Below are 10420 nucleotides of genomic sequence, written 5' to 3' on the forward strand. Positions count from 1 at the left end.
GCCTCAGGACCACCTGAGGCGACCCGAAACCATCACTCGACGAAGGCACGACGCCGCGCAAGAATCCGCCGAACCCATCAGGTGGCGTAATTGCCCGCAGGTTCGTTTCGACGGCTGTTCCGCACCACAATGGAGAGGACGGCCGCAATTGCACACAGGGCCGCGCCACCCCACCCCGCGTATGTGTATTCGCCGAACACATCACGAATGACACCGGCCCCGAATGCTGCGACTGCGGCACCGATCTGGTGGGCCGCGAACACCCACCCGAACACGATCGTCCCGCGCTCTCCGAAGATCTCGCGGCACAACATCGCCGTCGGGGGCACGGTCGCCACCCAGTCGAGGCCATAGACCACGACGAACAGCACCATGCTCGGGTGCACGGTGTCCGAGAGCAGCCACGGCAGCAGCACCAGCCCGACGCCGCGGAAGGCGTAGTACGCCACGAGCAGCTTGCGCGGGTCGACCCGATCGGTCAGCCAGCCGGAGGCGATCGTCCCAGCGATGTCGAACACCCCGACGGCCGCGAGCAGCCCGGCCGCGGTCGTCTGCGACATCCCGTGGTCGTGCGCCGAGGGAATGAAGTGGATGCCGATGAGCCCATTGGTCGTCGCTCCGCAGATCGCGAACGCGATGGCCAGCGCCCAGAACGCCCGGTGCCGCGTCGCGAAGGCGAGGCCCTCGAGGGCCCGGGCGAACGCGTCTCCGGTCACGGGCAGCGGAGCTTCGTATGTCTCGGGATCCGCGCCATACGGGGCCACACCGTGCTCCCCCGGGTGATCGCGCATGACGAGCAGCACCAGCGGCACGGCCGCGAGCGCGAATGCCGCGATGACCAGCGACGCCGGCCGCCACCCGACGTTCTCGGCCAGGGCCGCGACGGGCGGCAGGATCACGAGCTGCCCGGTCGCCTGACCGGCCGTGAGCACCCCCATGACCAGACCCCGGCGGTGGATGAACCACCGGTTGGCGATCGTCGCGGCCAGCACGAGGGCCATCGCCCCGGTACCGGTCCCGATGAGCACGCCCCAGAAGACGAGCAGTTGCCATGACGCGGTCATGAACACGCTGCCGGCCGCGCCGAGGGCGACCAGCACGAGTGCCGACGAGACGACGCGGCGCAGGCCCCACCGATCCATCAGCGCTGCCGCGAACGGCGCAACCACCCCGTAGAGGACGAGGTTGATGCTGACGGCGAGCGACATCACGCTCATCGACCAGCCGAACTCCTCGTGCAGCGGCACCATGAGCGCGCCCGGAGCCGCGCGGAATCCGGCCGCGCAGAAGAGCGCGATGAAGGTCACGGCGGCGACCCACCACGCTGGATGGACGCGATGGCGCCGCTGCGGTGGGGTGGCGCGTGTCGGGGCGCTCTGATCGGCCGCGGGACGAAGCTCCATTGCTGTGGCTTTCTTCAACGAAGTTATAGGCTGGTCGTGAAGATACCCGATGGCCACCAGGAAGGGGAAGACGTGCCACTGCGCTCCGATTGGTCCGAGGACCTCTGCCCGATCCGCCGCTCGCTCGACGTGCTCGGCGACGGCTGGGTTCTGCTCATCGTCCGCGACGTGCTGCAGGGCTACGGCCGCTTCGATCAGCTGCGCCGAAGCCTGGGCATCTCCGAAGCGGTGCTGAGTCGCCGTCTCCACGCGATGATCGAGGCCGGTCTGCTCGAGCGCGCGGACTATGACTCCGGTGGTCGCACCCGCCAGGGGTACGTCGCCACGCCGGCCGCGGCCGAACTCCTCCCGATCCTCCAACAGCTCGCGGTGTGGGGTGAGCGGCACACGACGATGCCGGCCGGAGGAGCGCACATGGAGTTGATCCACGACGCGTGCGGCAATGAGACGACGCAGGGCCAGGTGTGCAGCGCGTGCGGTGAGGTGCTGCAGCCCCAGGACATGAGCTGGGGCAAGACATGGCGCAACGTGCGTACGCCGCTCGTCGCGCCCGGCGAGCTGGCTCGCACCCCCGCCGACTGACTCGCGCCCCCGTCGAGTGATGGATCCGCGTGGCCTAACTGGCCTGATAGCCCACGCGTATCCATCACTCGACGAAGGAGGACGACCCGGCCCCGCTACGCTCCTGCCCAAGTGACCACCGGGGAGGTTCGATGAGTCCGGCGCAGACGATCCAGGACGATCCGACGTTCGTCACGACCTCCGAACGTGATGTGTTCCATCGGGTCGTCAAGCAGTTGCCGCCCGATTCCGTCGTGCTCGCCAACATCCGCGTCGCCGATGAGCAGGGCGATCATGAGGCCGATCTCGTCGTGCTCATGCCCGGTTCCGGCATCGTCGTGGTCGAGGTCAAGGGCAGCCACGTCTGGGTCGAGAACGGGCAGTGGTACATCCAGCGTGGCACCCAGGCCGACCGCATCCACCCCGTCGACCAGGCACGCAACGCGCAATACGCGCTGCGGCATTACGTCGAGTCCGATCCCCGGTGGGGCAGCCGCACCCGCGTGCGGTGGAGTCACCACGTCGTGCTGGCCCGCACGGACCTGTCGGCGGACTTCAGCCTCCCCGACGTGCCCCGGTGGCAGGTGTCGGGACGCGGTGATCTCGCCGAACTGGGTCAACGGATCGACGACACGACCGGGCGGCGTCAGAACGATGCGCGCCCCCCGGACGACGAGGATGTCCACGTCATCCTCGACATCCTCGAGGGACGATTTCCTCCGCTGCGCGACGCCATCGCCCTCGCCGCCGAGCGTGAGGCGGAGGCCGCGCGGCTCACCGCCGAGCAGGCGACGCTCCTCAAGGTCACCCGCCTGCTCAACCGAGTCGAGATTCGTGGCGGAGCGGGGAGCGGCAAGACGGTCTTGGCGATCCAGCAGGCGAAGGATCTGGCCTCCGGGCGGTTGCTCGGCCAGAAGAAGCGGGTCGCGGTCGTGTGTTACTCCTACGGACTGGCGACGTACCTGAAGCAGGCGCTCGACGGTGGCCCCTCGGGGCAACGACCGGTCTTCGTCGGCACGTTCGAGGATCTCGGCCGCTCGTGGGGGCTGACCGATTTCGGCACACGCCAGGACTCCGAGTTCTGGGAGGTCGAGTTGCCGCACCGGATGGCCGATCTGGCCAACCGGCTGGGGCACAAGCAAAAGTTCGACGCGATCATCGTCGACGAGGCACAGGACTTCGCCGACGACTGGTGGCTGCCGCTGGTCAAGTCACTCCGTGACGAGGAGGAGGGCGGGATCTACTCCTACTCCGACGAGCGCCAGCGCGTCTTTGCGCGATTCGGCCGCCCGCCGGTCCAACTCGTGCCCCTCGTGCTGGATCACAACCTGCGCAACACCAAGCAGATCGCCGAGACGTTCGTGGCGCTCGCGCCGACCGGGATGGAACTGCGCGGCGGCAACGGGCCGGAGGTCACGTTCGTCGAGGCGAGTCTGTCGGAGGCGGTGGAGATGGCCGACGAACAGGTCGACGCGCTGCTCGACGAGGGGTGGGCGCCACGTGACATCGCCCTGATCACGCTGGGTTCGCGTCATCCGGTCCAGTTCGAACGTCAGGAGTCCCTGGGCCAGCAGGGGTACTGGGCCGGATTCTGGGACGAGGACGACATCTTCTACGGGCACGTTCTGGGCTTCAAGGGCATGGAGCGTCGCGCGGTGGTCTTGTGCGTCAACGAGGACGGCACGCGTGATCGAGCCTCCGAGCGGCTGTACGTCGGGCTCTCGCGGGCGACCGATCGACTCGTCGTCGTCGGCGACCCGGAGGCGTTGCGGCGCATGGGCGGTTCGGATACCTGCCGGCGTCTGGGCATCTGACGAGCACGACACCCGCCGAGCGCGCGCCCAACCCCGCCGAGTGATGGTTTCGGGTCGCCTCAGGACTCCTGAGGCGACCCGAAACCATCACTCGGGGAAGGATGTCAGTCGTTCTTGACGTCCGTCGTCGGGTCGGTGTTCGTGGTCTCGTCCAGCAGGGTGTCGCCGGTGTCGGCCACGTCGCTGCCCAGGCTGTCGACCGCGGAGGGCGCGGTGTCCGCCGCGGGCGAGGTGGACGTGTGCACCGGCTGACTCGGGGCCAGGCCGGCGTACGGGTCGGCGGCCGGCACGGCCCACGGGTCGACCTTGGCCTTGTTGCGCTTCGAGGCCAAGTACGCGGCGGTACCGATCGCCGCCAGACCGAGCACGACGAGGAGCTTGCCGCCCTTGCGCTTCTTCTTCACCTTGCCGGTCTTGAGCGCCTCGACGACATCCTCGGTGGTGGAGTCCTTGAGATCGGCGGTCGCGTTGGCGGCCACGGCGCCGGCGGCGAGCGCCGCGATCCCCTGGGCCAGACGCGGGATGACGTCGTCGACGATCGTGTCGTGCGCCTTGTCCACCTGCGGTGTCAGACCGTAGACGGCGTCCTGCAGCTTGGGCGCCTCGCTCTCGACGCGCTTGGCGGCGGCATTGCGCGCCTCCGTGGCCTTCTCGGCAGCGGCGGCGCGCGCGAGGGCAGCCTTGTCCGCGGCCACGGCACGTGCGATCACGGCCTTCTCGGCAGCGGCCGCGTACGCCTGCTCGGCGGCCGGTCCCACCATCTCCTTCAGCGCGGTCGCCTGCTCAGCGGCCTTCGCCTTCACGATGTCAGTCCTGGTCTGCTTCTTGCGGAACACAGCGATCCTCCTCGGTGAAAAACGGGCTGCCCCCATCAAACAACAGTTGGTGACCCGGTGGTACCCGGGACACCACATGGTGGGCGATGTCGCAGCGTCGTGGGAGGATGACGCGCATGAAGGCGACTCTGCACACGAACCACGGTGACATCACCATCGAGCTCTTCCCGAACCACGCCCCCAAGACGGTCGAGAACTTCGTCGGCCTGGCCCAGGGCACCAAGGAGTACAAGGACGACTCCGGCCGCACCAACCCCACGCCGTTCTATGACGGTCTGACGTTCCACCGCATCATCCCGAACTTCATGATCCAGGGCGGCTGCCCGCTGGGCGCCGGCATGGGCGGCCCGGGCTACGCGTTCGACGACGAGATCCACCCTGAGCTGCAGTTCAACAAGCCGTACCTGCTCGCCATGGCCAACGCCGGCATCCGGGGTGGCAAGGGCACGAACGGATCGCAGTTCTTCATCACGACGATGAACCCCGAGTGGCTCAACGGCAAGCACACCATCTTTGGTGAGGTCGCCGACCAGGCCTCCCGCGACGTCGTCGACGCGATCAGCGCCGTGCCCACCGGCATGCAGGACAAGCCGGTCGAGCCGGTCGTCATCGAGCGCGTCACGATCGAGGACTGAGCGCCCCTTCCGACCGCCCCGGGCACGTCTCGGGGCGGTCGAGGCGTTGCCCCACCATGAGCCACAGCAACCTCGAGCCCACCGCACCGGCGCCCCCGGTCTGCCCGCGCCACCCCGACCGCATCAGCTACACCAACTGCCAGCGGTGTGGCCGGCCCGCGTGCCCGGAGTGTCAGCGCCCGGCCGCGGTGGGTTTCCACTGTGTGGACTGCGTGCGCGAGACCGCCCGCGAGGCCCCGTCGCAGCGCACGGTCCTGGGTGGCCAGGCCGCCGCCGACCAGCGCCCCCTCGTGACGTGGTCGATCATTGCGATCTGCATCGTCGTCTGGGTCCTCCAGTTGACGAACCCGCGATTCAGCTTCGACATCAGCCTCGTGCCGTTCTACGGCGATTCCGAGCCGTGGCGATTCATCACCTCGGCGTTCGCCCACAGCCCGACCTCGCCGCTGCACGTCGGCTTCAACATGTTCGCCCTGTACATGGTCGGCCCGCCGCTGGAACGCCTGCTCGGTCGGCTGCGGTTCCTGGCTGTCTACCTCATCTCGGCGGTGGCCGGCGGCGCGGGCTTCCTGCTGCTCAACCCGGTCAACTCCGGAGTCTCGCTCGTCGGAGCCTCGGGCGCAGTGTTCGGCCTGTTCGGCGCCTTCCTCATCATCAGCCGCAAGCTGGGGGCGGGGGACAGCGGCATCATCTCGGTGCTCGTCATCAACGCCGTGCTCGGCTTCATCATCCCGAACGTGGCGTGGCAGGCCCACCTCGGTGGCTTCATCGGAGGCGTGCTCGCGGCCTTGGCGATCACCCTCCCGGGCCGCGACCGGTCGAGCCTGCACTGGGTCGGCCTCGGCGTGCTGTCGCTCATCATCGTGGGACTCATCGCGGCGAAGTACGCGTTCGGGGTGCCGGTTCCCGTCGGCTGACCCGCAGCGTCCGCACCCCGTACCCCGCGCCCCCCGGTTCGAGGTATTACCGACCGCCCCAGCGGTCGGTAATACCTCGAACCGGGTGACATGTTGTGGACATCTGGGGACAAACCCTGTGGACAACCGAGTTACATCCGTGTAGTTCTCCCCAACTGGGGACAAGCCTGTGGATGAGCGAGCGTTGGCCCGCCCCAACCTCCCGCGGTTCGAGGTATTAACGACCGCTCCAGCGGTCGTTAATACCTCGAACCGCAATACCTAGAACCGCTCGGGGGTGAGGGGGGCAGGCTCAGACGAACGGAGCGTCGCTCGCGACCGCGGCCACCGCGCGCGCCCGGGTGTCGCTGAACATCCCGAACGGCGTCGCGTCGACCGTGCCGGCCTTGCGCCCCTTCTTCCACGTACCCACGACCTGCCCGCCGGCCACGACGGTCCCCTTGAACACCCCGTTGCCACCGGGGCAGATCGTCGTCTCGTGCTCCGGCGGCAACTGGGCCGACCGGTCCTTGTAGCCGAGGATGAACTCGTCGAAGCCGGGCAGCAGCCGCACCGCGCGCGCCTCGGAACGATGCTCCGCCACCAGATCGGGGACAGCCGGGTCCACCCACGCGCTCACGCCGTCGAGATCCAGTTCGAGCAGGTCCCCCGTGACCAACGCCGCGCCGGCGCGTGACTCGACCACGCCGAGCCCGCTCCAGCGGGTGAAGTCGGCCAACGTCACCGGCCCGTGGCCGCGCACGAAGTCCGCGAACCACGCTCCGATGAGTTCGACGCGCTCGCCGTCACGCCGCGGCGCCGGCAGCCGCCCCTGACTGACGACCCACCGTTGATCCTTGCCGTCGAGGTGCGCCTGATGCACGTGACCGCTGACGGCCAGCTGGTAGAGCAGGTGGTACCCGCGCCCGCTGGTCGGTTCGAGACCCGCGTCGTCGAAGGCCTTCAACAACTCCGCCCGCGTCAGGCCGCCATCGGCCAGCGCCGCCGCGCTCACCTCGGCAGCCTTCGCCAGGGTGCCCTCGTCGATGCCGAGCGCCGCCCGTCGCGCGGCCGTCCCGCTGAACACCTTCGGGCCGGTCAGCGACAAGATCCACCCAAGATCATCGGCACGCACCAGGTGCAGCGTGCCGCGCATCGGCCATGACCGCACGATCGACCCGTCGTCCAACGCATCACGCACCTCAACGACGCTCCGCCCAACCGTGCGCAACGCCACCGAGATCAACGCGCCAGGCAGATCCTGCCCCTGCACGCACGACAGCCGGGTGACCGCCTCAAGCGGGTCGACCGGTCGTGGGCCCGCCAGCCCCAGCGACACCAGCCGCATCAGGGCGACGTCACAGGGCGCCGGGGCGGGCATCAGGTCACTTCCAGCGGGTCGTCATCAGGAAGCCGGCCAACATCAGACCGAAGCCGACGCCGAGGTTCCAGTTGCCCCACTGCGGCACCGGGTACTGCTGGTTGCTGATGTAGAAGACGACGACCCACAGCAGCCCGGCGAGCATCAGCGTGAGCATGAGCGGGACGAACCACGCCGAGTTGCTGCCGGTGGTGGTGATCTTCTGCGATTGGCGGGCCTTCTTCGCGGCTCGTTTCGCCTCGCGCTTGGCCTCGCGCTCGGTCGTCGCTCCAGCGCCGTCCAGGTCGGGCGTCTCCTCGGCCACGGTGGGTGCTCCTCGCAGTGTCGTGATCGGTGTTCTCAGGATGTTGCCCTAGCGTAGTTCCTGCGGCTGACAGCCGCAGACGGGCGCAACCACGGCAGAACCCCACAACGACCGGAGGACACGTGCAGCACGGAGCCCACGAGGCGCCGCCGACACCTGAGCAACAGGCCGCTGCCGCCACGCGCCGCCGCGTGCTGTGGCTCTCCTCGAAGCCGACGGTGTGGTCGTTCGCCGTGCCGCTCGTCGCCATCGCCGCCGGCCTGCTCTTCACCGCCACCAGCCAACTCGCCGATGGCACGAACCTGCGCTCGACCGTGACCAACCTGCCCGACCTCATCCGCGACGAGTCCCAGCGCGTGGCGGTCAAGCAGGAACAGGTCGGTGGCTACCGCGACGACATCGCCGCCCTGACCCGTGACGAGTCCAGCGGCGCGGCCGCGGTCCGCCGCGCCAACGCCCAGGCGGACAAGATCGCCGCCGTCGCGGGTGCGGAGGCCGTGCGCGGCGAGACCCTCACGGTGGTGCTCGACGACTCCTCCCTCAAGGCCGACAACCTGCCCGCCGGCGTGACGGTCGACGACATTGTCGTGCACCAGCAGGACGTCCAGGCCTTCGTCAACGCGCTGTGGGCCGGCGGCGCCGAGGCGATGATGATCATGGACCAGCGCGTCATCTCCACGTCGGCGGTCCGTTGTGTCGGCAACACGCTCATCCTCCAGGGCCGGGTGTACTCGCCGCCCTTCACGATCACCGCGATCGGTGATCCGCAGGCCATGCGCGCCGCGATCGACGCCAGCGAGCAGGCGAACATCTACAAGGAGTACGTCGCCGCCGTCGGTCTCGGGCTCGAGGTCACCGATGGTGGTGTCAAGGAGTTCCCGGCCTACCAGGGTTCGGTCGAACTCAAGGCCGCCACTCCGGTCTCCGGCAATACCCGTTCGTCGGCGACGAACTAGGGCGCGCATACTGGGCGGGTGCCCGAGATCCTCGTCGTCGACAATTACGACAGCTTCGTCTACACCATCGTCGGTTATCTGCAGCAGCTCGGCGCGTCCACGACCGTGCGGCGCAACGACGCGGTCTCGATCGCCGAGGCGGCCGGTTTCGACGGCGTGCTCGTCTCACCGGGCCCGGGCGATCCCGCCCATGCCGGAGTCTCGTTGGCCATGATCGAGGCGTGCGCCGAGCGGGCGCAGCCGATGCTCGGCGTGTGTCTGGGCCACCAGGCGCTCGGAGAGGTGTTCGGGGCCACGATCGGACGGGCGCCGGAATTGCTGCACGGCAAGACCAGCCAGGTGCACCACGACGGCTCCGGTGTGCTGGCAGGGTTGGAGTCCCCGTTCACCGCGACGCGTTACCACTCGCTGACGATAGAGCCCGACACCCTGCCCGACGAACTCATCGCGACCGGCCACACCGCGACCGGCATCATCATGGCCGTGCGACACCGCGAGTTGCCGTTGCACGGCGTGCAGTTCCACCCCGAGGCCGTCCTGACCCAGGGCGGGCACCGGCTGTTCGCCAACTGGCTCGAGATGTGTGGCGACCCGCAGGCCGTGGCGCGCTCGCAGGGGTTGAGCCCGCTGGTCCACAACGCGGAGAACGTCGCGCGCGCCGTCGCGGTCTGAGCGGCCTCAGCCGGTCTGGCCCGCCCCCTGCCGTCCCGCTCTCGCCGGCTCGGAACTCGTGGGCGGCGATGACGTCGGTGGGGTCGAGGACGAGGGCGGCGTCGATGAACTCGGCGGCGTCGATGAACTCGGCGGGGTCGATGAACTCGGCGGGGTCGATGAGGACGGTGGGGTTGACGAACTCGGTGGCGTCGATGAACTCGGCGGAGTTGACGACGACGGCGGAGTCGAGAACGTCGACGGCGGCACGGTCTCCGTCTTCGTCACGGGCGGTTCCTTGGCCGCGATCAGTTCCACCTTGCCCTTGTACCGCAGCGCGCCCTCCCCGGCGCCGGGGATCTGACGGATCACCGTGTTCGCCGGTGCCGTGGACTCCTCGTACGTGATCGTGATGTCGGTGATGCCCAACTCGAACAGCTTCTGCTGGACCTCGTTGACGTTCATGCCGGTGTAGTCGGCCAGGTCCATCCGGCCCGAGGCGATGAGCAACTCGACCGATTCGCCCTGCTTGATCGTCTGACCGATACGGGGGTTCGTCTGGAACGCCTTGCCCTTCGGCTGGAGCGGCGTGTTGGTCACCCGCACGTTGCCGACGACGATCTGTGCCTTCTTCAGCGCGGCCCGGGCCTCGGATTCGGACATGCCCGACACATCGGGGATGGCGACGTTGCCGGGCCCGGAGGCGACGTCGAGGGTGACGGTCTGTCCCTCGACGACGATCGTGCCGGCCTTGGGGTCCGAGGCCGTCACGCTGCCCTGCGGGAGGGTCGAGTTGACGTTGTCGACCTTGACCTGCAGGCCGGCGTCCTCGAGCGTCATCTTGGCGACCGCGAGCTGGTTGCCGACGACGTTGGGCAGCGCGAAGCCGTTCGGCCCGCCACGGCCATTGAGGAGCGCCGTGGCCCCCCACGCGATCAACGCCACCGCGATCAGCACACCGAGCACGGCCATGGCTCGCGCCA

The 10420-nt window shown here is 68.8% G+C and carries 11 protein-coding genes; 6 read left to right on the top strand and 5 right to left on the bottom strand.

Features of this window, described 5'->3' with window-relative positions:
* Window positions 1-77 precede the first annotated feature (77 nt).
* Window positions 78-1403, bottom strand: coding sequence for an MFS transporter (locus KD1_RS09910; RefSeq protein WP_068401273.1), 1326 nt, complete (start codon window positions 1401-1403; stop codon window positions 78-80).
* A 36-nt stretch (window positions 1404-1439) separates the two neighbouring features.
* On the opposite strand from KD1_RS09910, the gene KD1_RS09915 reads away from it, so the two are divergent.
* Both KD1_RS09915 and KD1_RS09920 read left to right on the top strand, forming a co-directional pair.
* Window positions 1440-1985, top strand: coding sequence for a winged helix-turn-helix transcriptional regulator (locus tag KD1_RS09915; protein ID WP_245627352.1), 546 nt, complete (start codon window positions 1440-1442; stop codon window positions 1983-1985).
* Between the two features lie 131 nt (window positions 1986-2116).
* Window positions 2117-3778, top strand: coding sequence for a nuclease-related domain-containing DEAD/DEAH box helicase (locus KD1_RS09920; protein WP_068401278.1), 1662 nt, complete (start codon window positions 2117-2119; stop codon window positions 3776-3778).
* A 104-nt stretch (window positions 3779-3882) separates the two neighbouring features.
* Here KD1_RS09920 and KD1_RS09925 read toward each other — a convergent pair whose 3' ends face one another.
* Window positions 3883-4614, bottom strand: a complete 732-nt coding sequence (locus KD1_RS09925) for a hypothetical protein (RefSeq protein WP_068401281.1) — start codon at window positions 4612-4614, stop codon at window positions 3883-3885.
* Window positions 4615-4730: 116 nt separating this feature from the next.
* Here KD1_RS09925 and KD1_RS09930 point away from each other — a divergent pair, with 116 nt between their 5' ends.
* Both KD1_RS09930 and KD1_RS09935 read left to right on the top strand, forming a co-directional pair.
* Window positions 4731-5249: a peptidylprolyl isomerase gene (locus tag KD1_RS09930; protein WP_068401284.1), complete on the top strand. Its 519-nt coding sequence runs from the start codon at window positions 4731-4733 to the stop codon at window positions 5247-5249.
* A gap of 56 nt (window positions 5250-5305) precedes the next feature.
* A complete protein-coding gene (locus KD1_RS09935) occupies window positions 5306-6166 on the top strand; it encodes a rhomboid family intramembrane serine protease (protein WP_068401287.1) in 861 nt (286 codons plus the stop codon).
* Between the two features lie 292 nt (window positions 6167-6458).
* On the opposite strand, the gene KD1_RS09940 is transcribed toward KD1_RS09935, so the two are convergent.
* Both KD1_RS09940 and KD1_RS09945 read right to left on the bottom strand, forming a co-directional pair.
* The gene (locus KD1_RS09940) at window positions 6459-7526 is read right to left on the bottom strand and encodes a winged helix DNA-binding domain-containing protein (RefSeq protein WP_068401290.1); all 1068 of its coding nucleotides are present in this window, start codon (window positions 7524-7526) and stop codon (window positions 6459-6461) included.
* A 4-nt stretch (window positions 7527-7530) separates the two neighbouring features.
* A complete protein-coding gene (locus tag KD1_RS09945) occupies window positions 7531-7830 on the bottom strand; it encodes a cell division protein CrgA (protein WP_245627353.1) in 300 nt (99 codons plus the stop codon).
* A gap of 122 nt (window positions 7831-7952) precedes the next feature.
* On the opposite strand from KD1_RS09945, the gene KD1_RS09950 reads away from it, so the two are divergent.
* Window positions 7953-8786, top strand: coding sequence for a DUF881 domain-containing protein (locus KD1_RS09950; protein WP_245627354.1), 834 nt, complete (start codon window positions 7953-7955; stop codon window positions 8784-8786).
* Window positions 8787-8804: 18 nt separating this feature from the next.
* Entirely contained in the window at window positions 8805-9458 is a 654-nt protein-coding gene (locus tag KD1_RS09955; RefSeq protein ID WP_068401294.1) for an aminodeoxychorismate/anthranilate synthase component II, read from the top strand.
* A gap of 6 nt (window positions 9459-9464) precedes the next feature.
* Here the strand turns inward: KD1_RS09955 and KD1_RS09960 are convergent.
* Window positions 9465-10420: PASTA domain-containing protein (locus tag KD1_RS09960; protein WP_157073281.1), on the bottom strand; the 956-nt coding region annotated here is incomplete at its 5' end.

It is taken from the genome of Kribbia dieselivorans NBRC 106261, assembly GCF_001552435.1.
GTDB classification, from domain to species: domain Bacteria; phylum Actinomycetota; class Actinomycetes; order Actinomycetales; family Dermatophilaceae; genus Kribbia; species Kribbia dieselivorans.